The following is a 23,098-nucleotide window of genomic DNA, read 5'->3' on the forward strand; positions in this document are numbered from 1 at the left end:
CGGGTGGCAGCCCTGGACCCGTCGAAGTTGGCCGCACTGGTAGATGCGGCGACTGAGATCCTCGACGCGGCGTCGGTGCCCTTCATCGCCGGCCACCGCGCCGATTCCGCGGTGAGCAAGCAGGGCAACGACTTCGCCACCGAGGTCGATCTCGCGATCGAACGGCAGGTGGTGCGGGCGCTGACCGAGGCCACCGGGATCGGGGTCCACGGCGAGGAATTCGGCGGCGAGCCCATCGATTCGCCGCTGGTGTGGGTGCTCGACCCGATCGACGGCACGTTCAACTACGCGGCCGGATCCCCGATGGCGGCCATTCTGCTCGGCCTGTTGGCCGATGGCGAGCCGGTCGCCGGACTGACCTGGCTGCCGTTCACCGGACAGCGCTACTCGGCGCTGGCCGGAGGTCCGGTGCGGGACAACGGCACCGCGCTGCCACAACTGGGATCGCCGACCCTGACCGATTCGATCGTCGGTATCCAGACCTTCAACATCGCTTCCCGCGGCCGGTTCCCCGGCCGCTACCGGGTCGAGGTGCTGTCCAATCTGAGCCGGGTGTGTTCGCGGATTCGGATGCACGGCGCGACCGGGGTGGACCTGGCGTATGTCGCCGCCGGAATCCTGGGCGGGGCCATCAGTTTCGGGCACCACATCTGGGACCATGCGGCCGGCGTGGCCCTCGTTCGAGCCGCCGGGGGCATCGTGACGGACCTGGCCGGCGATCCATGGACGGCCCAGTCGAAGTCGGCGCTGGCCGCCGCGCCCGGCGTGCACGAACGCATGCTGGAAATCGTGAAATCCGCTGGCAATCCGGAGGACTACCTGTGAGCACCATCAGTGACGTTGCAACGAGGGTCATCCCGTGCCTCGACGTCGACGCCGGCCGGGTGGTCAAGGGCGTCAACTTCGAGAACCTGCGCGACGCGGGTGATCCCGTCGAACTCGCCGCCGCCTACGACGCCGAGGGTGCAGACGAGCTGACCTTCCTCGACGTGACCGCGTCCTCGTCGGGCCGGGCCACCATGCTCGAGGTGGTCAAACGCACCGCCGAGCAGGTGTTCATCCCGCTGACCGTGGGTGGTGGCGTGCGTTCGGTCGATGACGTCGACGTGCTGCTGCGCGCGGGCGCCGACAAGGTGTCGGTCAACACCGCCGCGATCGCGCGGCCCGAGCTGCTGGCCGAGATGGCCCGCCAGTTCGGATCCCAGTGCATCGTGCTCAGTGTCGACGCGCGCACCGTGCCGGCGGGCGATCAGCCGACCGCCTCGGGGTGGGAGGTGACCACCCACGGTGGGCGCCGCGGCACCGGACTCGACGCGATCGAGTGGGCCGCGCGCGGTGCCGAACTCGGGGTCGGCGAGATCCTGCTCAACTCGATGGATCGCGACGGCACCAAGGCTGGGTTCGACCTGCCGATGCTGCGCGCGGTGCGTGCCGCGGTCGGGGTCCCGGTGATCGCCAGCGGCGGTGCCGGTGCGGTGGCCGATTTCGCCCCTGCCGTGCAGGCCGGAGCGGATGCGGTGCTGGCCGCCAGCGTGTTCCATTTCCGGGAACTGACCATCGCCCAGGTGAAGGCTGCGATGGCGGCGGAAGGGATCGTCGTCCGATGAGCGCTCTCGACCCGGCGATCGCGGCACGCTTGAAGCGAAACGCCGACGGATTGTTCAGCGCCGTGGCGCAGGAGCGGTCCACCGGTCAGGTGCTGATGGTCGCCTGGATGGACGACGACGCGCTGGCCCGCACCCTGGAAACCCGTGAGGCCACATATTTTTCGCGGTCCCGCGGTGAGCAGTGGGTCAAGGGTCTGACGTCGGGACACACGCAGTACGTGCACTCGGTCCGTCTGGACTGTGACGGCGACACGGTGCTGCTGGAGGTCGATCAGATCGGTGCCGCCTGCCACACCGGTGCCCACACCTGCTTCGACGCCGACCAGTTGCTGGCACCTGAGGCGTAAGGACATCGAGACTGCACTCAGGGACGAGATCAGCCGGATTTTTGTCCCTGGCTTCAGTCTCGCTGATGGCGCGAAGCGCCCGAACCGCGTTGCGGTCCCCGGGCTTGTCGGTGGTGTCGTTGACAATGGCGGGGTGACCGACACCGGAGCGCGCGCCGACGGCGATTCCGCCGAAGCCCGCAAAGCGCGCGGTGCATTCTTCACCCCGGCCCAGATCACTGATTACCTCGCACAGTGGGCAGTGCGCTCGGCCGATGAGCGGATCCTCGAGCCTTCGGCCGGGGACGCGGCCTTCCTGGTGGCCGCTACCCGCCGGCTGCAGCAGTTGGGTGCCGAACACCCGGAGCTGCACGGCATCGAGATCCACCGGTCCAGCGCGGCCACCGCGCGCCGCCGGGTTACCGAGGCCGGGGGACGGGCGCACATCCGGACCGCGGATTTCTTCGCCGTCGAGCCGCGGGCCGAGTACACCGCGGTGATCGGTAACCCGCCCTACATCCGCTACCAGGAGTTCCGGGGTGCCACGCGGGCGCAGTCGCGGCGGGCCGCGCTCAAGGCCGGGGTCACGCTGTCGGGGCTGGCATCGAGTTGGGCAGCGTTCACCGTGCATGCCGCCCTGTTCCTGCGGCCGGGAGGTCGGCTGGCCCTGGTGCTGCCCGCTGAGCTGCTCAGTGTCAACTATGCGGCCGCGGTGCGGAAGTTCTTGTTCGACCGCTTCGCCAGCGTCGAGCTGGTGATGTTCGACGAGCAGGTGTTCCCGGAGGCCGAGGCCGACGTGGTCCTGCTCCTGGCCGACGGCTTTGGGGGCGGGCCAACCGGTCACGCCGTCATCCATCGGGCCCGCAATGCGGCGTCTCTGACATCTGAACTCGCACAACGGCGTTGGTCCCCTCGGGATCCCTCAGACAAGTGGGTCAGCGGCCTGATCGGCAACGCACCGGTGGATGCGCTCCACGGCCTGCACGAGGCAGGGCAGTTCTGTGTGCTGGAGACCTGGGGTGACACCACGCTGGGCATGGTGACCGGCAACAACAGCTTCTTCGCGCTGTCCCCGGAACGCGTGCGTGAACTCGGCCTGCGGCGCACCGACCTGCTGCCGTTGTCGCCGCCGGGCAGCGCGCATCTCCGCGGCCTGACGTTGACGGCCGAGCAGTTGGCCCACCTGGGGGAGGACGGGCGGTCGACGCACCTGTTCCGTCCGACCGGGACACCATCGGCCACCGCCCAGCGCTACATCGACGCCGGTCACGCCGCCGGGGTGCATCTGGCCTACAAGTGCCGGGTGCGCCGGCCCTGGTATCTGGTGCCGCTGGTGAATCCCGCTGACCTGCTGCTGACCTGCATGAACGCCGATACCCCGCGGTTGGTCACCAATCGGGCCAAGGCGTATCACCTCAACTCGGTGCACGGCGTGTACCTGCGCGACGGGCTGCGGACGCTGGGCCGCGACCTGCTCGGGATGGCCGCGCTGAACTCGGTGACGGTGCTGCACGCCGAGATCGTCGGGCGCTCCTACGGCGGCGGCATCCTGAAGATCGAACCCCGCGAAGCCGACCGTTGGCTGGTTCCCTCGCCCGACCTGGTGGCTGCTCGCGCCGACGAATTGCGGGCGGTGCGCCGACGCGTCGCAGCGCTGTTGGAGCGCGGTCGGCTGCTCGAGGCGACCCGCATCGTCGACGACGCGTTGGGGCTGGCGGACCGAATCGTCCTGGAACCCGTTCGGACGGCGCGCGATTCATTGGCGACCCGCCGGACGGTAAGGTCTCGGCGTGCCCGCTGAACCGTCGACCAAAGCCACCGCGTGGGCCATCTTCGACCGCATTGTGGCCGATGCGGCACCGGGGGGCGTACACACCAACCCCTGGGTGCGGGTGGCCGGCGAGTTGAGCTTCGTCCCCGATTTCCGGGTGCTGCGCAAGCTGCTCGGGGTGCCGCTGTTCCTGGACGCGCCGTCCACCACCGGCGTTCCGGCGCTGGCACTGGATGTGTGGCTGGCCTACGAGCTGCGGCGCGCCGGATTTGATCCGGATGCGGTGTGGCCCAGAGCGACAGATCCGCGGATCATGCCCAGTGCCATCGCCAGTCTGCTTGAGGCGTTGCCGCAAAAAGAACGGCACCTGATCGAGCAACGGCTGAAGCGGTCGATGAAAGGTGTTGCCGCGTCGAGCGCCAGTGTGCTGGGCAAGCACTACATGAAGCAGGTCGACGTGGTGATGTCGGACTGGGACACCGGTCCGGAATTGCTGATCAGCACCAAACGGATGGATTCCAGCTTCGGCAAGAATGCGGCGAACCGCGTCGAGGAAAGCTACGGCGACGCCAAGAATCTGCGCCTGCGCCACCCGTTGTCGGCGCTCGGATTCGTCTACGGCCTGCGCTCGACGATCCTGACCACGGAACCGGACAAGGCCGAGTGGCTCATCGACCTGCTGGGCAAGCTCGGTACCGAGGACGACGCCTATCACGCGGTGGCGCTGGTGATGATCGACTACGACTCTGAGGTCGCCGAGTCCGCGGATGAGGAAGTCGACAGCATCGAAAAGGCCGAGCCGGACGCGCTGTTCGAGATCGTGGACGTCGCCACGGCCGCCGTCGACGAGGCGTTGGCGGCCCTGCCCGACATCGCGATCCGGCACGACACGGTGCCGCCCGAGCTGCAGCCCTCGCGTTTTCTGGCGACCATGGTCAACCGCGTCATCGACACCACACCGGTGACCCGGCACCGTGAGGCGCGCCGGCGTCGTAACACGCCGGCCGACGCCTGACGGAATCGCCGAAATCAACGCAAAGGTCGCAAATTCGCACTGCGAACGACGTTTGCGTTGATCTCGCGGAACCTCACAACACCCGCGAGCTCGCCTTGGCCCGCGCACTCCAGCGGCCGTCGTGATACCCGACCACCACCGGATGGGCGAAGGCCTCGCTGACGTGCTCGGTGTTGACGACCTCGCGAGCCGCACCGCTGGCCACCGTGCGGCCCTGCGCGATCAGCAGGGCGTGCGTGGTGCTGGTGGGCAGTTCCTCGAGGTGGTGGGTGACCAGGATCGAGGCCATGTCGGGATGTGAGTCATCCAGTGTGTCAAGGGTTTCCAGCAGCTGTTCGCGGGCCGCCACATCCAGGCCGGTGGTCGGCTCGTCCAGCAACAACAGCCGCGGATCAGCGATCAGTGCGCGCGCGATCAGGGTGCGGCCGCGCTCTCCCTGAGACAACGTAGGCCAGATCGCGTCGGCACGGGCCGACAACCCCACGGTGTCGATCAGCTCCTCGGCCCGGCGCACCTGCTCGGCGGTGGGCGTCCAGTGCGCTGCGATGTCGATGGTGGCGGTGATGCCGGTGAGCACCACCTCACGCACAGTGAGCGGATACTGCAGGCGATGCCGGGGATTCACGTGACCGATGGAGCGGCGCAGCACGGCCAGGTCGGTACGGCCCATCTGGCCGCCGAGCACCTGCACGGTCCCCGTCGTCGGAAACGTCACGGCCGCACAGAAACCCAGCAGCGTACTCTTGCCGGCACCATTGGGGCCCAAGAGTGCCCAGTGCTCACCCGACTGCACGGTCAGTGAGATGCCGTCGATGATCTGCTTGCCGTCACGGCGGAAGGTCACATCGGTGATGTCGAGGACCGGGGTCATGCGAAAGACTCCTTCAATGAGCTCAAATGGGTTCTGCTGGCCGCTGCGGCGGCCTCGGGATCGCGGGCGACGATCGCGTCGGCCAGCTGCTGGTGCAGATCGTGATCACAGGGTTCGGACGCGATCGGGCGGATCTTGAGCATGTCGATCATCGCCAGCCGCAGCCGGGGCAGGAACGCGTCGAACAACTGGATCAGCACCTCGTTGTGGGCCGCGGCGATCACCGTGCGGTGAAACGCCATATCCGCGTCGACGTGATCGGGTACCGACTGTCCCACCACACCGCGAGCGGCCAGGGTACGACGTATCGCACGCAGATCGGCGGGGGTACGCCGGGTGGCGGCCAGCGCGGCGGCCTCGGCTTCGATGGCGATCCGTGCCTCGATCACCGACACGATGGTGGCGCGGCGCAGCACGGTGTCCCAGTCTTCGGCCGCATCGAGTGCGGTGACGAACACCCCCGCGCCCTGGCGGCTCTCCAGCACGCCCTTGCCGGATAGTTCGCGGATCGCTTCGCGCAGGGTGGAGCGGCCCACGCCGAGCTGGGCGGCCAGTGTCGTCTCACCGGGAAGGCGATGGCCCAGCGGCCATTCACCCTGGCGGATGCGCGTCAGGAGAAGCTGGGCGGTCTGGGTCGCCAGCGGGTGACGCTGAACTTGGGACGTCATCTGAACCTGTCTACTTGTCTGAGGATTTATGTATAGTCTAGCCATCATGACGCGCGTCCTCCTCCTTAGCCGCCGCGGCGGGGCCTGAATCGACCGGCCCCCTGCCGTGGGGCTGTGTTGCGCCGGTCGAAACTCAAACCCGACCGAAAGCGCCCTCATGACCACTTCTGCATTTCCCACCATCGAAACCCCAGCCGGAGACGTCCCCGCGAACGCACCGGACTGGAACCGGCAGCGCCACTCCCAGATGCCGTCGCACCGCTACGCTTCCGTCTACGACCGCGTCGAAGTCCCTCTGGTTCAACGAGATTGGCCCACGGCCCGGATCCACGCCGCGCCGCTGTGGGTGCCGGTGGACCTGCGCGACGGCAACCAGGCGCTGGCCGAGCCGATGGACCCGGCCCGCAAGCGCCGTTTCTTCGAGCTGCTGGTGGCCATGGGCTACAAGGAGATCGAGGTCGGCTATCCATCGGCGTCGCAGACCGACTTCGATTTCGTCCGGCTGCTGGCGGAGTCCGACATCGCCCCGCCGGACGTCACCATTGTGGTGTTCGTGCCGGCACGCCGCGATCTCATCGAGCGGACCGTGGACTCGGTCCGCGGCATCGGCAACGACGTCGTGATCCACATGTACACCGCGACCGCACCCACCTGGCGCGACGTGGTGCTGGGCAAGGACCGCACCGAACTGCGGGACCTGATCCTGGCCGGTGCCCGTGACGTCCTCGAATTCACCGAAGGCATGCCCAACGTCCGGTTCGAATTCTCCCCGGAGGTGTTCAACCTCACCGAGCCGGATTTCGTTCTGGAGCTGTGCGACGCGGTGACCGAGCTGTGGCAGGCCACCCCGGATCGCCCAGTCATCCTGAACCTGCCGGCCACCGTCGAGATCGCCACCCCGAACGTATACGCCGACCAGATCGAGTACATGCACCGCAATGTGTCTCGTCGCAACAGCGTCATCTTGTCAGTGCATCCCCACAACGACCGGGGGACCGGCATCGCCTGCGCTGAGCTCGCGGTGCTGGCCGGTGCGCAGCGGGTGGAGGGGTGCGTGTTCGGCAACGGTGAACGCACCGGCAATGTCGACATCGCCACCTTGGCGCTGAATCTGCATGCCCAGGGCGTGGATCCGATGATCGACTTCTCCGACATCGACGAGATCGCGCGCACTGTCAGTCACTGCACGCGCATGCCGATTCACGAGCGTCACCCCTACGTCGGGGACATGGTGCACACGGCGTTCTCCGGAACACACCAGGATGCGATCAAGAAGGGCTTCGCCGAACATCGCCGGCGTGCCGCGGCAACCGGACAACCCGAGAGCGAAATCGATTGGCGTGTCCCATATCTGCCGATCGACCCCGCCGACATCGGCCGCACCTACGATGCGGTGATCCGGGTGAACTCGCAGTCCGGCAAGGGTGGCATCGCCTACCTGCTGACCACCGACTACGGGTTGGAGTTGCCGCGCCGGCTGCAGATCGACTTCGCCCGCCACGTCCAGGCCCACACCGATGAAAGCGGTGCCGAGGTCACCGCCGCCGAACTGTTCGACCTGTTCGAGGCCACGTACCTCGACCCGGCAGGGCCGGTGCAGCTCAAGGACTGGCACACCGGTGGGGACGGCGCCGCAGCGGTCACGGACCTCACGTTGGTGTTCGACGGGCGCACCGTGGCCAGCAGTCATCGCGGCATCGGCCCCGTGGACGCGCTGCGGGCCGCGCTCGAGGAGATCTGCCATCGAATCGAGGTGCTGAGCCTGACCCAGCAGTCGATCGGCAGTACCGCCGTCAGCTACCTCGAGTACCGGTCAGCCGGTCGTACCGGCTGGGCGTGCGGTCGCAGCGATTCGGTGCTGGCCGCGTCGATGGCGGCGGTGCTGCGGGCGGTCAACGCGCCTTGAGCAGCTCCAGCGCCTTGTCGGCATGGGTGTCCATGCTGATCTCGCTGGAGATCACCCCGAGCACGGAGCGATCGGTGTCGATGACGAATGTGGTCCGCTTGACCGGCATGAGCTTGCCGAGCAGGCCCCGTTTGACCCCGAATTGGGCGGCCACCTTGCCGTCGGCGTCCGACAGCAACGGGTAGTCGAAGTTCTGGATGTCGGCGAACTTCGCCTGCTTGGCGACCGGGTCGGTACTGATACCGACCCGGGTCGCCCCGGCAGAGGCGAACTCCGCTGCCAGATCCCGGAAGTGACAGGCCTCCTTGGTGCATCCCGGAGTCATCGCCGCCGGATAGAAGAACAGCACCACCGGGCCGTCGGCGAGCAAGGTCGTCAGGCTGCGAATCGTGCCGGTTTGATCCGGCAGTTCGAACTCGGGAACGGAGTCACCCGTCCTGATCTGTGTCATGGCTGGCTACGCTACGCCGTCTGCATGCCGGGACCGTGGCGCCGATCTGGGAGAATTGTTCCCGTGCAAACCACAGCCACCCACGTGCCGGGATCCTCGGGCGCCGGCTCATCGCTTGCGGTCACCACATCACGCGAGGATTTCCGGGCGCTGGCCGCCGAGCACCGGGTCGTCCCGGTGACCCGCAAGGTGCTGGCCGACAGCGAGACGCCGTTGTCGGCGTACCGCAAGCTCGCCGCCAACCGTCCGGGCACGTTCCTGCTGGAATCGGCCGAGAACGGTCGCTCCTGGTCGCGTTGGTCGTTCATCGGTGCCGGCGCTCCGTCGGCGCTGACGGTTCGCGGCAACGAGGCGGTGTGGCTCGGGACTGCCCCCAAGGATGCGCCCAGCGGCGGTGAGCCGTTGGCCGCATTGCGGGCCACCCTGGAACTGCTGCAGACCGAGGCGATGCCGGACCTGCCGCCGCTGTCGTCGGGGTTGGTGGGGTACTTCGCCTACGACATGGTGCGCCGGCTGGAACGGCTCCCGGAGCTGGCGGTCGACGATCTCGGCCTGCCGGACATGGTGCTGCTGCTGGCCACTGACATCGCGGCCGTCGACCATCACGAGGGCACCATCACCCTGATCGCCAACGCGGTGAACTGGAACGGTACGGACGAGCGCGTCGACGAGGCCTACGACGACGCGGTGGCTCGGCTGGATGTGATGACCGCCGCCCTGGGTCAGCCGCTGCCGTCGACGGTCGCCACGTTCAGCCGGCCGGTGCCCGAGCACCGCGCGCAGCGCACGGTGGAGGAATACACCGCGATCGTGGAGAAACTGGTCGGCGACATCGAGGCCGGCGAAGCCTTCCAGGTGGTGCCCTCGCAGCGGTTCGAGATGGATACCGCCGCTGACCCCATCGACGTGTACCGGATGTTGCGGGTGACCAATCCCAGTCCGTACATGTACCTGCTCAATGTCCCCGATGCCGATGGCGGGCTGGACTTCTCGGTCGTCGGCTCCAGCCCCGAGGCGCTGGTCACGGTGAAGGACGGCAGGGCCACCACCCACCCGATCGCCGGAACCCGGTGGCGCGGCAGCAGCGAGGAAGAAGACGTGCTGCTGGAAAAGGAACTGCTGGCCGACGAGAAGGAGCGCGCCGAGCACCTGATGCTGGTCGATCTGGGCCGCAACGATCTGGGGCGGGTGTGCCGCCCGGGCACGGTGCGGGTCGAGGACTACAGCCACATCGAGCGCTACAGCCATGTCATGCACCTGGTGTCCACGGTGACGGGCGAGCTGGCCGAGGGGAAGACCGCGCTGGACGCCGTGACGGCATGCTTCCCGGCCGGCACGCTGTCGGGGGCGCCCAAGGTGCGGGCCATGGAGTTGATCGAGGAGGTCGAGAAGACCCGGCGGGGCCTGTACGGCGGGGTGCTGGGGTATCTCGATTTCGCGGGCAACGCCGACTTCGCGATCGCCATCCGTACCGCTCTGATGCGCAACGGCACCGCTTATGTGCAGGCCGGCGGGGGAGTCGTGGCCGATTCCAACGGTCTCTACGAGTACAACGAGTCGGCAAACAAGGCGAAAGCCGTGCTCAACGCCATCGCGGCCGCCGACACATTGGCCGAGCCGTGACGCGGGCGGCGCAGGCGCTGTTCGTCGTCTCCGCGGTGGCGCTGTGGGTGGCATCGCGGATGACCTGGGTCCAGGTGAATTCGGCGGACGGGCTGGGCCAGCCCAAAACCACGACGCTGACGGGTGCGTCCTGGTCCACCGCATTGATCCCGCTGGCGTTGCTGGTGCTGGCCGCCGCAGTGGCCGCGCTGGCGGTGCACGGCTGGGCACTGCGGTTGCTGGCATTGCTGATCGCAGTGGCCAGTGCGGGCATGGGCTACCTGGCGATCAGCCTGTGGGTGATCAAGGATGTCGCTGTGCGGGCCGCTGACCTGGCAGAAGTGCCGCTCGCGCAGTTGACCGCGACCAGCCGTTCCTATGGGGGCGCCGTCCTGACCCTGGTCGCCGCGGTGTGTGCGCTGGTCGGTGCGGTGATGCTCATGCGCTCGGCCAACCGTACGAAGCGCGGCATTGCAGGGCGGTACGCGGCGCCGGCAGCGCGGCGTGAGGCGGTCAAGAGCGACGACAGTGGTGAGCCGATGTCCGAGCGGATGCTCTGGGATGCCCTGGACGAAGGACAGGATCCGACCGGCGACGGCGGCGATCCAGACAATAAGGGCCGGTGAATGGTGAAGGTGTGGCGACGGCTACCCTTCGAGGGAGGGCAACCGGGACCGGCCCGGAGGCACCAGAAAGGAACCGACGGGCGATGAGTTCGGCCACAGTGCTCGACTCCATTATCGAGGGAGTCCGCGCCGACGTAGCCGCCCGCGAAGCCGTTATCAGCCTGGCTGATATCAAGGCGCGGGCCCAGGATGCACCTCCGCCGCTCAACGTGATGGCTGCGTTGCGGGAACCGGGAATTGCCGTGATCGCCGAGGTGAAGCGTGCGAGCCCGTCCCGGGGCGAGTTGGCCAACATCGCCGACCCGGCGCAGTTGGCGCAGGCTTACGAGGCCGGCGGTGCGCGGATTATCAGCGTGCTCACCGAGCAGCGCAGGTTCAACGGCTCACTCGCCGACCTGGACGCGGTGCGTGCTGCGGTGTCAATCCCGGTGCTGCGCAAGGACTTTATTGTCAAGCCGTACCAGATCCATGAGGCTCGGGCGCATGGCGCCGACCTGTTGCTGCTGATCGTGGCGGCTCTCGAGCAGCCGGTTCTGGAATCGCTGTTGGAGCGCACGGAATCGCTCGGGATGACGGCACTCGTGGAGGTGCACACCGAAGAAGAGGCCGACCGGGCGTTGCAGGCCGGGGCCAAGCTGATCGGTGTCAACGCCCGCGACCTCAAGACGCTGGAAGTCGACCGCGACTGCTTCGCCCGGATCGCGCCGGGGTTGCCCAGCAATGTCATCCGTGTCGCGGAGTCCGGCATTCGTGGAACCGCTGACCTGCTGGCGTACGCCGGCGCGGGTGCCGATGCCGTGCTGGTCGGTGAGGGCTTGGTGACCAGCGGGGATCCCCGCAGCGCGGTCGCCGATCTGGTCACCGCCGGTACGCACCCGTCCTGCCCGAAACCGGCTCGCTGAACCAGGCAATGAGCCGCTTGCACGAAAAGACACTTTGATGGCGGATCTCGCGGGGCCCGAATTGCCCCGTACCAGCGCAGGCGTTGCCGAACCCACCGTTCACGATCCTGACGTACTGGGGCATTTCGGCTCGTACGGGGGCCGGTTGGTTCCCGAGGCACTGATGGCGGTGATCGAAGAGGTCACCGCGGCCTATGAGAAGGCCCGTGGTGACCAAGCCTTCCTCGACGAACTCGACCGGTTGCAGCGGCACTACAGCGGTCGGCCGTCGCCGCTGTACGAGGCCACCCGGCTGGCCGAGCATGCCGGTGGCGCACGCATCTTCCTCAAACGAGAAGACCTGAACCACACCGGTTCTCACAAGATCAACAATGTTCTGGGGCAGGCGCTGCTGGCGCGCCAGATGGGCAAGACGCGCGTCATCGCCGAGACCGGGGCCGGCCAGCACGGCGTGGCCACCGCCACCGCGTGTGCGCTGCTCGGTCTGGAATGTGTCGTGTACATGGGCGCGGTGGATACCGCCCGCCAGGCCCTCAACGTCGCGCGGATGCGCCTCCTCGGCGCCACCGTGGTGTCGGTCGAGGCCGGATCCAAAACCCTCAAGGACGCGATCAACGAGGCGTTCCGGGACTGGGTCACCAACGCCGACAACACTTATTACTGCTTCGGGACGGCGGCGGGCCCGCATCCGTTCCCGCTGATGGTGCGTGATTTCCAGCGGGTCATCGGGTTGGAGGCCCGGGCGCAGATCCTCGACCAGGCCGGCCGCCTCCCCGACGCGGTGACCGCGTGCGTCGGTGGCGGCTCGAACGCCATCGGGATCTTCCACGCCTTCATCGACGACCCGGCGGTGCGCCTGATCGGTTTCGAAGCCGCGGGCGACGGGGTGGAAACCGGTCGGCACGCTGCGACGTTCACCGGTGGTTCGCCAGGTGCATTCCAGGGGTCGTTCTCCTACCTGCTGCAGGACGAGGACGGTCAGACGATCGAATCGCATAGCATCTCGGCCGGTTTGGACTACCCGGGTGTCGGGCCCGAGCATGCCTTCCTCAAAGACAGCGGTCGTGCCGAGTACCGGCCGGTCACCGACACCGAAGCGATGGACGCGTTCTCGCTGCTGTGCCGCCAGGAGGGCATCATCCCGGCGATCGAATCGGCACACGCGGTTGCCGGTGCGCTCAAGCTCGGACCTGAACTGGGCAGCGGAGCGATCATCGTGGTGAACTTGTCCGGGCGCGGTGACAAGGACGTCGAGACGGCGGCCAAGTGGTTCGGACTGCTCGATGAGGGGAGCGCGGGATGAGCCGGCTGGCGGAGTTGTTCGACGGCTGCCGCGCCGAGGGTCGCGCCGCACTCATCGGCTATCTGCCGACCGGGTTCCCCGATGTGCAGGCATCCATCGCCGCGATGACGGCGATGGTCGAATCCGGTTGCGATCTGGTGGAAGTCGGCGTGCCCTACTCGGACCCCGGGATGGACGGACCGACGATCGCCGCAGCCACCGAGGCCGCACTGGCCGGCGGTGTACGGGTGCGCGACACCCTGGCGGCAGTCGAGGCGATCAGCAACGCCGGCGGCCGCGCCGTGGTGATGACCTACTGGAATCCGGTGCTGCGCAAGGGCGTTGACACGTTTGCCCGCGACCTGGCTTCCGCCGGTGGCTACGGTCTGATCACCCCTGACCTGATCCCCGAAGAAGCCGTCGACTGGATCGCCGCATCTGAGGAACACAATCTGGACCGGATCTTCCTGGTCGCCCCGTCCTCGACGCCGGAGCGGCTCGCGGCCACGGTGAACGCCTCGCGCGGCTTTGTCTACGCCGCGTCGACGATGGGCGTCACCGGGGCGCGTGATGTCGTCTCGAACGCGGCGCCGGAGTTGGTGCGTCGCGTGAAGGAAGTGTCCGACATTCCCGTCGGGGTGGGGTTGGGCGTGCGCTCGGGAGCTCAGGCCGCCGAGATCGGCGCCTACGCCGACGGCGTCATCGTCGGGTCGGCATTGGTGTCGGCCCTGCAGGAGGGGCTGGATTCATTGCGGCGCCTCACCGAAGAACTGGCCAACGGCGTTAGGCAGAGGATTTCAGCTTGACCACTACCGTGCTCGCGTATTTGCCCAGCCCGTCACAGGGCGTCTGGCATCTGGGGCCGGTGCCGATCCGCGCTTACGCGCTCTGCATCATCGTGGGCATCATCGCCGCGCTGATGATCGGCGACCGGCGTTGGCAGGCGCGGGGCGGGCAAGCCGGCGTCATCTATGACATCGCCTTGTGGGCAGTGCCTTTCGGTCTCGTCGGTGGTCGGCTGTACCACGTCATGACGGACTGGACCACGTATTTCGGACCCACCGGCAAGGGACTCGGTGCCGCATTCCAGGTGTGGCAGGGCGGCCTGGGAATCTGGGGCGCCGTCGCACTGGGTGGCGTCGGAGCCTGGATCGGGTGCCGTTCGCACGGGATACCGCTGCCGGCCTTCGGCGACGCGATCGCGCCCGGGATCATCCTGGCCCAGGCCATCGGCCGGCTCGGAAACTATTTCAACCAGGAGCTGTACGGCGGCGATACCACGCTGCCGTGGGGCCTGGAGATCTACAAGCGGGTGAATTCCCTCGGCGAGGCGGACTATCTCAACGGAGTGTCCACCGGCGAGGTGGAGCGGGTCGTACATCCCACATTCCTGTACGAGTTGCTGTGGAACCTATTGATTTTCGCGCTGCTGATCTGGGCCGACCGCAAGTTCAAACTCGGCCACGGCCGGCTGTTCGCGCTCTATGTGGCCGGCTACTGTGCGGGCCGGTTCCTGGTCGAATTGATGCGCTCTGATCCGGCAACCGAGTTCGCCGGTATTCGCGTCAACACGTTTACCTCGACCTTCGTGTTCATCGGCGCCGTCGTCTACATCATGCTGGCGACCAAGGGCCGAGAAGACCCGGCGACCTTGGCGGGCAAGAGCGACGAGGACGAGTCGACGGCCGACGAGCTCGGCAAGGAGCTTGTCGCCGCAGCGGCGACCTCCGGTGTTGTTGCGGCCGCCGCGGTGGCCGGACAAGACGACGACGAGGATGCCGACCACATGCATCCCGACGAGGTCGGCGCCAGCGAGGACGACGGAGCAGAAGCTGCCGCGGCAATCGAACTGAAGGCGATCGCTACCGAGCCGGACGACGGGTCCGAGGAAACCGAAGGCGAGGCCGAAGCCGAATCCGAGGAAGCCGGCGAGGCTGAGGACGCTGAGTCTGTCGAGTCGGCGGAGACCGACGAGGAAGCTGAAGCAGAAACGGGCGAGGAGCCCGAGGATGCCGAAGCCGAAGCTGACGTCACTGAAGAGGCCGTAGAAGAGTCTGAGCCTGAGTCGGAGGTGGAGGCCGAAGCCGACGCCGATGAGGAAGCTGAGTCTGTCGAGTCGGTGGAGGCCGGTGAAGCAGTCGAGGCTGAAGCACTGGTAGCGGATGACGCCGAAGCCGAGGCCGAGGCCGACGAGGAAGCTGAAGCAGAAGTGGGCGAGGAGCCCGAGGATGCTGAAGCCGAAGCTGACGTCACTGAAGAGGCCGTAGAAGAGGCTGAGCCCGAGGCGGAGACCGAATCCGACAACGAGTCGATCGAGGCTGAAACGGCGGACGAGGCAGACAGTGGTGACGATGCCGAGTCTGTCGAGTCGGTGGAGGCCGGTGAAGCAGTCGAGGCTGAAGCACTGGAAGCGGATGACTCCGAGGCCGAGGCCGAGGCCGAAATCGAGGCCGATGAGGAAGCCGAAGCAGAAGTGGTCGAGGAGTCCGAGTCGGCTACCGACGACGAGTCCGAGGAAGCCGAAGGCGAGGCTGCCGCAGATTCCGAGGAAGCTGCCGACGAGGTCGCCGCTGAGGAATCCGCCGATGAGCCCGAAGGTGTTGAAGCCGAGTCCGACGTCACGGAAGAGGCCCTGGACGAGGTTGAGGCCCCGGTCGAGGCTGAAACGGCGGATGACGCCGACGGCGGTGACGAAGCTGTTGAGTCCTCGACCGCCGATGAGCCCGAGCCGGATGAGGCCGCGGTAGACGAGAATCAAGCCGAACCCGAAGCCGAAGAGAGCGACAAGGCGGCGGATGCCGACGAGGAGGCCGAGCCTGCTGAGCAGGTCGACGTCGAGCCCGAAACCGATGATGTGGCCGCTGAATCCGCGGCAGACGAGGCTGAGGTCGAGTCCGAATCCGAGGATGACACTGAGTCTGACGCCGACGAGTCTGACGCCGACGAGTCTGACGCCGACGAGGCTGATGATGACGAGGCGGCAGGCGACACCGAGACCGAAACACCGGCTGTTTCCGAGCAGTCCGAGCCGGCCCCGCAAGGCGGCCGGGTGCGGCGCTGGTTCCGGCGTAGCCGGTAACCACCCGCGCTCTGGCATCCTGTCTGTATGACTGGTCCGTCGCAGTCCCCAGACCCGCTGAACGGCCCGCAGCCGGCCGGCTTTCCGCCGCCTGCGGGGTATCCGCCGCCACCCCCCGGCTACCCGCAGTATCCGTCGCCGTACGGGGATCCCAGCGCGCCGTTCGGTCGTCATCCGATCACCGGCGAACCGTTCTCGGACAAGTCCAAGGTGATCGCCGGTCTGCTGCAGTTGGTCGGGCTGTTCGGCTTGGTCGGAATTGGACGTATCTACCTCGGTCAGACCGGCCTGGGCATCGCTCAGTTGATCGTGGGCTTGGTCACCTGCGGCCTCGGCGCCATCATCTGGGGGATCGTCGATGCCGTCCTGATCCTCACCGACAAGGTCCGCGACCCGTATGGACGTCCGCTGCGCGATGGAACCTAGCGGGCCTACCAGCACGAAGGCTTGGCGGTATTCGCTGCTGGCCGGGGGAGGACTCGGGGCCGGCGCCCTCGCCTACATCGGTGTGGCCGATCCGCACCGGCCGGGGTTTTTGTTCCCGGGCTGCCCGTTCAAGGCTCTGACCGGGTGGAACTGCCCGGCCTGCGGCGGCCTGCGGATGACTCACGACCTGCTGCACGGTGACGTGGGCGCAGCTGTCGTCGACAACGTATTCGCCCTGGTCGGCCTTCCCGCGCTGGTTGTGTGGCTGCTGGTGCGGTGGCGGCTGGGCAAGACGCTGTTCCCGCTGCCGGCGGTGGTGACGATCGTGGCGGCACTGGTGGTCTGGACGGTGGTGCGGAACCTGCCGGGCTTCCCGCTGGTCCCGACGTTGACCGCTCAGTAGTGGCCCACCTGCGCTGATACACTGAAAATTCGGGCCGGTGCAGTCCCGGGACCAGGATGTTCCGGACTTGCGGAGGTGCGATCAAGTGCTGTTCTCGGCATTGCCAGAAGCGCAGGGGCTGTATGACCCCGCCAATGAGGCCGATTCCTGCGGCGTCGCCATGATCACCGATATTCGCGGCCGCCGTTCCCACGGCATCGTCACTGACGGTCTGACCGCGCTCGAACACCTCGAACACCGCGGCGCTGCCGGGGCCGAACCCAACAGCGGTGACGGTGCCGGCATCCTGCTGCAACTGCCGGTCGAACTGCTGCGTGAGGTGGTCGACTTCGCCCTTCCCGGGCCGGCCGACGACGGCAGCAACACCTTCGCCGCCGGCATCTGTTTCCTGCCGCAGGATGAGGACGCGCGCAGTGCCGCTCGCGCCCGCATCGAGGCATTGGCCGCCGAGGAAAGCCTTGAGGTGCTGGGCTGGCGCGCGGTGCCGGTGGATCCGGACGGGGCCGGGATCGGCTCGACTGCGCTGGGGTGTATGCCTCACATGGCGCAGCTGTTCGTCGCGACACCGGGGGCCGAGGGCGTCCGGGTGGGCGGAATCGAGCTCGACCGCAGGGTCTACCCGCTGCGCAAGCGGGCCGAGCAGGGCACCGGTGCTGACGCGGTGTACTTCGCGTCGCTGTCCAGCCGGACCATCGTGTACAAGGGCATGCTGACGACAATGCAGCTGCCGCAGTACTTTCCGGACCTGCGCGACGAGCGCTGCAAGAGTGCGATCGCGATCGTGCACAGCCGCTTCTCCACGAATACCTTCCCGTCCTGGCCGCTGGCACATCCGTTTCGGTTCGTCGCCCACAACGGCGAGATCAACACCGTGCGCGGCAACCGCAACCGCATGCACGCGCGTGAGGCGCTTCTCGCCAGCGCCCGGATTCCCGGTGACCTGGGCCGGTTGTCCCCGATCTGCACGCCGGGCGCTTCGGACTCGGCGTCCTTCGACGAGGTGCTCGAGCTTTTGCATCTGGGCGGGCGCAGTCTGCCGCACGCAGTGCTGATGATGATCCCGGAGGCGTGGGAGAACGCCACCACCATGGACGCCGCGGAGCGTGCGTTCTGGAAGTTCCACGCCTCTCTCATGGAGCCGTGGGACGGGCCGGCCTGCGTCACCTTCACCGACGGCACCGTGGTCGGAGCGGTGTTGGACCGCAACGGTTTACGGCCGGGCCGCTGGTGGCGCACGGTCGATGACCGGATCATCTTGGCCAGTGAGAGTGGTGTGCTCGACGTGCCTTCGGGCCAGATCGTGGCCAAGGGCCGCCTGCAGCCCGGCAAGATGTTCCTGGTCGACACGGCCGCCGGACGCATCGTTCCCGATGACGAGATCAAGGAGCAGTTGGCCGCGGCCGAACCGTACGGTGAGTGGCTACATGCCGGTCTGCTGGATCTCAACACGTTGCCCGCGCGGCCCCGGTTCCAGCCGAATCACGAGTCGGTGGTCCGGCGGCAGATCGCCTTCGGGTACACCGAAGAGGAATTGCGCATCCTGCTGACGCCCATGGCGGCGTCGGGCGGTGAGCCGCTCGGTTCGATGGGGACCGATACTCCCGTCGCGGTGCTGTCGAAGCGCTCACGGCTGCTCTATGACTACTTCGTCGAGCTGTTCGCCCAGGTGACCAACCCTCCGCTGGACGCCATCCGTGAGGAGGTGGTCACCTCGATGGCCCGGGTGATGGGGCCCGAGGAGAACCTGCTGGAGCCCTCGGCCGCCTCGTGCCGCCAGATCGTGCTGCGCCGGCCGGTTCTCGACAACGATGAGCTGGGCAAGATCGTCCGTATCAACGACGATGGCGAGCATCCGGGTCTGCGCACTACGGTGTTGCGCTCCCTCTATGACGTCGAACGCGGTGGGGAAGGACTTGCCGAGGCGCTCGATGACCTCCAGATGAGGGCCACCGAGGCGATTGCCAAAGGTGCTCGCACACTGGTGATCTCAGATCGGGATTCCGATCACACCAGAGCTCCGATCCCGTCGCTGCTGGCCGTATCGGCGGTGCACCACCACTTGGTACGCACCAAAGAACGGACCAAGGTGGCGCTCGTGGTGGAAAGTGGCGATGCCCGCGAGGTCCATCACATCGCGATGCTCATCGGGTTCGGTGCGGCCGCGGTCAACCCCTATCTCGCATTCGAGTCGATCGAGGATCTCATCCGCGAAGGTGAGCTGACCGGCATCGAAACCGCCGAGGCGGTGCGCAATTACGTCAAGGCCCTGGGCAAGGGCGTGGTCAAGGTGATGAGCAAGATGGGCATCTCGACGGTCGCGTCCTACACCGCTGCGCAGGTGTTCGAGGCGATCGGGCTGAGCCGCGACGTCGTCGACGAGTACTTCACGGGTACCACCAGCCAGCTCGGCGGCGTCGGGCTGGATGTGCTGGCCGAGGAGGTCAAGCTCCGGCACCGGCGCGCCTATCCCGAGAACCCCACCGAGCGGGTGCACCGTCGTCTCGAGGTCGGCGGTGAGTACGCGTTCCGCCGGGAGGGCGAGCTGCACCTGTTCACCCCGGAAGTGGTCTTCCTGCTGCAGCATTCGACCCGTACCGGGCGCCGCGACATCTTCGCCCGGTATTCCGAGGAGGTCGACCGGCTGTCCCGGGAAGGGGGGACGCTGCGTGGCCTCTTCGAGTTCAAGAAGGGGTTGCGGCCCCCGGTCCCGTTGGAAGAGGTCGAGCCGGTCGAGTCGATCGTGACCAGGTTCAACACCGGGGCGATGAGCTACGGCTCCATCTCGGCGGAGGCCCACGAGACCATGGCGATCGCCATGAACAATCTGGGTGGGCGGTCCAACAGCGGCGAAGGCGGAGAGGATGTCGACCGGCTCTACGATCCGCGCCGGCGCAGCGCCGTCAAACAGGTTGCCTCCGGCCGCTTCGGCGTCACCAGCGACTATCTGGTGAACGCCACCGACATCCAGATCAAGATGGCCCAGGGCGCCAAACCCGGTGAGGGCGGGCAGCTTCCGGGTTACAAGGTGTACCCCAGCATTGCCAAGACGCGACATGCCACGCCGGGTGTGGGGCTGATCTCGCCACCTCCGCACCATGACATCTATTCGATCGAGGATCTCGCCCAACTCATCCACGATCTGAAGAACGCCAACGACGACGCCCGGATCCACGTGAAGCTGGTCAGCAGCGTCGGGGTCGGTACGGTCGCGGCCGGGGTATCCAAGGCGCACGCCGATGTGGTGTTGATCTCCGGGTACGACGGCGGCACCGGTGCGGCACCGTTGACCTCGCTCAAGCACGCGGGGGCGCCTTGGGAGATCGGCTTGGCCGACACCCAGCAGACGTTGGTGCTCAACGGTTTGCGCGACCGCATCACTGTGCAGTGCGACGGCGGTATGCGTAGCGCCCGCGATGTGATCGTGGCTGCGCTGCTCGGCGCCGAGGAGTTCGGTTTCGCCACGGCACCGCTGGTGGTTGCGGGCTGCATCATGATGCGGGTGTGTCACCTGGATACCTGCCCGGTCGGTGTGGCCACGCAGAACCCCGAGTTGCGGGCGCGGTTCAACGGCAAGCCCGAGTTCGTGGAGAACTTCTTCACGTTCATCGCCGAGGACATCCGTCGCTACCTCGCCGAACTGGGATTCCGGAGCATCGACGAGGCGGTCGGGCACGCCGAGGTGCTCGACACAGATCCCGGTGTGGCGCACTGGAAGAGTCGCGGGCTGGACCTCAGCCCGATCTTCGCGTTGCCGACCGATGCCGATGGCGGCGTGCTCACTCAGCGGCGGCGGGTGCGCGCGCAGGACCACGGACTCGACCAGGCTCTCGACCGGACCCTGATCCAACTCGCCGAGGGGGCGTTGGAAGATGCCCTCCCGGTTCGTCTGGAGCTTCCCGTCCGCAACGTGAACCGCACGGTGGGCACCCTGCTGGGGGCGGAGGTCACCCGCCGCTACGGCGCGGCGGGCCTGCCCGACAACACCATTCACGTCACCCTGACCGGGTCGGCCGGGCAGTCCGTCGGCGCCTTCCTGCCGCCCGGCATCACCCTGGACCTCATCGGCGATGCCAACGACTATGTGGGCAAGGGACTTTCCGGTGGCCGGGTGATCGTTCGGCCGCCCGACGACGTGCTTTTCCTGCCTGAGGACAACGTCATCGCGGGCAACACCCTGCTCTACGGCGCTACCTCGGGTGAGGTGTTTTTGCGAGGCCGGGCCGGTGAGCGGTTCTGCGCCCGCAATTCCGGGGCGCTGGCGGTCGTCGAGGGAGTGGGCGACCACGCGTGCGAGTACATGACTGGTGGCCGGGTGGTGATCCTGGGCAAGACCGGCCGCAACATGGCGGCCGGTATGTCGGGCGGCATCGCGTTCGTGCTCGGCCTGGACCCGGCCAGGGTCAACACCGAGATGGTCGAGTTGCAGCGACTGGAAGCCGAGGACCTGACCTGGCTGCATGATGTGGTGTCCCGCCATGCCCGTCACACCGGAAGCACGCTGGCCAGCTCGATACTGGACGACTGGCCAAGGCGCAGTGCCCAATTCACCAAAATAATGCCCACCGACTACGAACGTGTGCTGCAGGCGACCCGGATGGCGAAGGCCGAGGGTCGCGATGTGGACAGTGCGATCATGGAGGCCAGCCGTGGCTGATCCGACCGGATTTCTTCGGGTACCCAAGATCGAGGCCGCCAAGCGGCCCGTCGAGGAGCGGGTGGGGGACTGGCGCGAGGTGTACGAGCGCGAGGATCCCAACGAACGCGCGGGCGAGGTGTCGCAACAGGCGCGTCGCTGCATGGATTGCGGGATCCCGTTCTGTCATTCGGGTAAGGCAGGCTGCCCGCTGGGCAATCTGATCCCGGAATGGAATGACCTGGTGCGGCGCGGCCGCTGGGATGCGGCCAGTGATCGTCTGCACGCCACCAACAACTTCCCGGAGTTCACCGGGCGGCTGTGCCCGGCGCCATGCGAGGCGGCCTGCGTGCTGTCGATCTCCGAGGAGCAGACCGGCGGCAGCGTGACGATCAAACGGATCGAGCAGACGATCGCCGACCATGCCTGGATGAACGGCACCGTCGAACCCCAGCCGGCCGCGATCTCGACCGGCAAGAGCGTCGCCGTCGTCGGCTCCGGTCCGGCGGGTTTGGCTGCGGCACAACAACTCACCCGCGCCGGTCATGAGGTGACGGTCTACGAACGCGACGACCGGGTGGGTGGGCTGCTGCGCTACGGCATCCCTGAGTACAAGCTCGAGAAGTCGGTGCTCAATCAGCGCCTGGCTCAGATGCGCGCCGAGGGCACCCGATTCGTCACCGAATGCGAGGTCGGTGTCGACCTGACCATCGAGCAGTTGCATCAGCGCCATCAGGCGGTGGTGCTGGCGGTCGGTGCGCTGCGCGGCCGCGACAACGACGTGCCCGGTCGTGAACTCGATGGCGTTCATCTGGCGATGGAGCATCTGGTGCCGGCCAATCGGGAATGTGAGGGTGACTCATCGACCCCGATCTCGGCGGCGGGCAGGCACGTGGTGATCATCGGTGGTGGTGACACCGGCGCCGACTGCCTGGGTACCGCGCACCGTCAGGGGGCCGCCTCGGTGACTCAGCTCGACTACAACGTCGAGCCGCCCGAGACCCGTGACGACGACCTCTCGCCGTGGCCGACATGGCCATTGGTGCTGCGGACCTCGCCGGCGCATGCCGAAGGCGGCGCACGCCGCTTCGAGGTGGCCGTGCAGAGGTTCATCGGGGACGACACCGGTCATGTCCGGGCCATCGAGATCGCCGAGGTTCGGGTCACCCGGGATGCCGAGGGACGGCGTGAGATCACGCCGGTGGGCGATTCGTTGCAGATTCCGTGCGATCTGGCGCTGCTGGCGATCGGGTTCGAGGGTGTCGAGCACATGGCCTTGCTCGATGGGTTGAACCTGAAACTGACCCGGCGCGGCACCGTGTCCTGTGGTTCGGACTGGCAGACCGACGCCCCCGGGGTGTTCGTTTGCGGCGACGCGCACCGGGGTGCCTCGCTGGTGGTGTGGGCGATCGCCGAGGGCCGCAGCGCGGCGCATGCGGTGGACGCCTACCTGATGGGCGAGTCGGATCTGCCGTCGCCGGTGCGGCCCGGGACGCTCCCGCTGAGCGTCGTCTGAATCGATCAACTAGA

The 23,098-nt window shown here is 67.3% G+C and carries 19 protein-coding genes; 16 read left to right on the forward strand and 3 right to left on the reverse strand.

Going from position 1 to position 23,098, the window contains the following annotated elements:
* Positions 1 to 3: 3 nt before the first annotated feature.
* The 5 genes from ACZYZ7_RS04665 (at position 4) to ACZYZ7_RS04685 (ending at position 4,719) form a co-directional block, all read left to right on the forward strand.
* On the forward strand, positions 4 to 825 hold the full coding sequence (locus ACZYZ7_RS04665; protein ID WP_463740318.1) for an inositol monophosphatase family protein: 822 nt from the start codon (positions 4 to 6) through the stop codon (positions 823 to 825).
* A complete protein-coding gene (gene hisF, locus ACZYZ7_RS04670; protein WP_463740319.1) occupies positions 822 to 1,607 on the forward strand; it encodes an imidazole glycerol phosphate synthase subunit HisF in 786 nt (261 codons plus the stop codon). The genes ACZYZ7_RS04665 and hisF overlap by 4 nt, the downstream gene beginning before the upstream one ends.
* A complete protein-coding gene (hisI, locus tag ACZYZ7_RS04675) occupies positions 1,604 to 1,954 on the forward strand; it encodes a phosphoribosyl-AMP cyclohydrolase (protein ID WP_463740320.1) in 351 nt (116 codons plus the stop codon). The genes hisF and hisI overlap by 4 nt, the downstream gene beginning before the upstream one ends.
* Positions 1,955 to 2,087: 133 nt before the next feature.
* Positions 2,088 to 3,734 (forward strand): HsdM family class I SAM-dependent methyltransferase, encoded by a 1,647-nt coding sequence (locus tag ACZYZ7_RS04680; RefSeq protein ID WP_463740321.1) that lies wholly within the window; start codon positions 2,088 to 2,090, stop codon positions 3,732 to 3,734.
* Positions 3,724 to 4,719, forward strand: coding sequence for a hypothetical protein (locus ACZYZ7_RS04685; protein ID WP_135454488.1), 996 nt, complete (start codon positions 3,724 to 3,726; stop codon positions 4,717 to 4,719). Before ACZYZ7_RS04680 ends, ACZYZ7_RS04685 begins: the two co-directional genes overlap by 11 nt.
* Before the next feature lie 73 nt (positions 4,720 to 4,792).
* On the opposite strand, the gene ACZYZ7_RS04690 is transcribed toward ACZYZ7_RS04685, so the two are convergent.
* On the reverse strand, positions 4,793 to 5,590 hold the full coding sequence (locus ACZYZ7_RS04690; protein ID WP_463740322.1) for an ABC transporter ATP-binding protein: 798 nt from the start codon (positions 5,588 to 5,590) through the stop codon (positions 4,793 to 4,795).
* Entirely contained in the window at positions 5,587 to 6,258 is a 672-nt protein-coding gene (locus ACZYZ7_RS04695; protein ID WP_135454492.1) for a FadR/GntR family transcriptional regulator, read from the reverse strand. The genes ACZYZ7_RS04690 and ACZYZ7_RS04695 overlap by 4 nt, the downstream gene beginning before the upstream one ends.
* Before the next feature lie 157 nt (positions 6,259 to 6,415).
* On the opposite strand from ACZYZ7_RS04695, the gene ACZYZ7_RS04700 reads away from it, so the two are divergent.
* Complete coding sequence (locus tag ACZYZ7_RS04700; protein WP_463740323.1) at positions 6,416 to 8,164, forward strand: 2-isopropylmalate synthase; 1,749 nt, start codon at positions 6,416 to 6,418, stop codon at positions 8,162 to 8,164.
* Here the strand turns inward: ACZYZ7_RS04700 and ACZYZ7_RS04705 are convergent.
* Complete coding sequence (locus ACZYZ7_RS04705) at positions 8,151 to 8,606, reverse strand: peroxiredoxin (RefSeq protein ID WP_167858120.1); 456 nt, start codon at positions 8,604 to 8,606, stop codon at positions 8,151 to 8,153. The genes ACZYZ7_RS04700 and ACZYZ7_RS04705 overlap by 14 nt on opposite strands.
* A 72-nt stretch (positions 8,607 to 8,678) precedes the next feature.
* Between ACZYZ7_RS04705 and ACZYZ7_RS04710 the strand changes: the two genes are divergently transcribed.
* From ACZYZ7_RS04710 to ACZYZ7_RS04755, 10 genes are all read left to right on the forward strand, one after another.
* Positions 8,679 to 10,238 carry an anthranilate synthase component I gene (locus ACZYZ7_RS04710; protein ID WP_135454498.1) on the forward strand — a complete coding sequence of 520 codons (1,560 nt, stop codon included), beginning with the start codon at positions 8,679 to 8,681 and terminating at the stop codon, positions 10,236 to 10,238.
* Positions 10,235 to 10,843 carry a TIGR02234 family membrane protein gene (locus tag ACZYZ7_RS04715; protein ID WP_135454500.1) on the forward strand — a complete coding sequence of 203 codons (609 nt, stop codon included), beginning with the start codon at positions 10,235 to 10,237 and terminating at the stop codon, positions 10,841 to 10,843. Before ACZYZ7_RS04710 ends, ACZYZ7_RS04715 begins: the two co-directional genes overlap by 4 nt.
* Positions 10,844 to 10,926: 83 nt before the next feature.
* Positions 10,927 to 11,745 (forward strand): indole-3-glycerol phosphate synthase TrpC, encoded by an 819-nt coding sequence (gene trpC, locus ACZYZ7_RS04720; protein WP_135454502.1) that lies wholly within the window; start codon positions 10,927 to 10,929, stop codon positions 11,743 to 11,745.
* 37 nt (positions 11,746 to 11,782) lie between these two features.
* Entirely contained in the window at positions 11,783 to 13,048 is a 1,266-nt protein-coding gene (gene trpB, locus ACZYZ7_RS04725; protein ID WP_135454504.1) for a tryptophan synthase subunit beta, read from the forward strand.
* The gene (gene trpA, locus ACZYZ7_RS04730; RefSeq protein ID WP_135454507.1) at positions 13,045 to 13,833 is read left to right on the forward strand and encodes a tryptophan synthase subunit alpha; all 789 of its coding nucleotides are present in this window, start codon (positions 13,045 to 13,047) and stop codon (positions 13,831 to 13,833) included. The genes trpB and trpA overlap by 4 nt, the downstream gene beginning before the upstream one ends.
* Positions 13,830 to 16,106, forward strand: coding sequence for a prolipoprotein diacylglyceryl transferase (lgt, locus tag ACZYZ7_RS04735; protein WP_450069215.1), 2,277 nt, complete (start codon positions 13,830 to 13,832; stop codon positions 16,104 to 16,106). The genes trpA and lgt overlap by 4 nt, the downstream gene beginning before the upstream one ends.
* 27 nt (positions 16,107 to 16,133) lie before the next feature.
* Complete coding sequence (locus ACZYZ7_RS04740; RefSeq protein WP_450069216.1) at positions 16,134 to 16,532, forward strand: TM2 domain-containing protein; 399 nt, start codon at positions 16,134 to 16,136, stop codon at positions 16,530 to 16,532.
* Positions 16,522 to 16,935, forward strand: a complete 414-nt coding sequence (locus ACZYZ7_RS04745) for a DUF2752 domain-containing protein (protein ID WP_450069274.1) — start codon at positions 16,522 to 16,524, stop codon at positions 16,933 to 16,935. The genes ACZYZ7_RS04740 and ACZYZ7_RS04745 overlap by 11 nt, the downstream gene beginning before the upstream one ends.
* Positions 16,936 to 17,020: 85 nt before the next feature.
* The gene (gene gltB, locus ACZYZ7_RS04750; protein ID WP_463740324.1) at positions 17,021 to 21,589 is read left to right on the forward strand and encodes a glutamate synthase large subunit; all 4,569 of its coding nucleotides are present in this window, start codon (positions 17,021 to 17,023) and stop codon (positions 21,587 to 21,589) included.
* Positions 21,582 to 23,084: a glutamate synthase subunit beta gene (locus tag ACZYZ7_RS04755; RefSeq protein ID WP_450069218.1), complete on the forward strand. Its 1,503-nt coding sequence runs from the start codon at positions 21,582 to 21,584 to the stop codon at positions 23,082 to 23,084. Before gltB ends, ACZYZ7_RS04755 begins: the two co-directional genes overlap by 8 nt.
* The last annotated feature ends 14 nt before the right edge of the window (positions 23,085 to 23,098 follow it).

Source organism: Mycobacterium sp. IDUB_17 (genome assembly GCF_055419465.1).

Coding starts and splice junctions, on each gene's coding strand:
- trpB (WP_135454504.1), top strand. CDS start 11,783: ATGGCGGATCTCGCGGGGCCCGAATTGCCCCGTACCAGCGCAGGCGTT.
- hisI (WP_463740320.1), top strand. CDS start 1,604: ATGAGCGCTCTCGACCCGGCGATCGCGGCACGCTTGAAGCGAAACGCC.
- trpA (WP_135454507.1), top strand. CDS start 13,045: ATGAGCCGGCTGGCGGAGTTGTTCGACGGCTGCCGCGCCGAGGGTCGC.
- ACZYZ7_RS04695 (WP_135454492.1), bottom strand. CDS start 6,258: ATGACGTCCCAAGTTCAGCGTCACCCGCTGGCGACCCAGACCGCCCAG.
- trpC (WP_135454502.1), top strand. CDS start 10,927: ATGAGTTCGGCCACAGTGCTCGACTCCATTATCGAGGGAGTCCGCGCC.
- ACZYZ7_RS04690 (WP_463740322.1), bottom strand. CDS start 5,590: ATGACCCCGGTCCTCGACATCACCGATGTGACCTTCCGCCGTGACGGC.
- ACZYZ7_RS04745 (WP_450069274.1), top strand. CDS start 16,522: ATGGAACCTAGCGGGCCTACCAGCACGAAGGCTTGGCGGTATTCGCTG.
- ACZYZ7_RS04740 (WP_450069216.1), top strand. CDS start 16,134: ATGACTGGTCCGTCGCAGTCCCCAGACCCGCTGAACGGCCCGCAGCCG.
- ACZYZ7_RS04700 (WP_463740323.1), top strand. CDS start 6,416: ATGACCACTTCTGCATTTCCCACCATCGAAACCCCAGCCGGAGACGTC.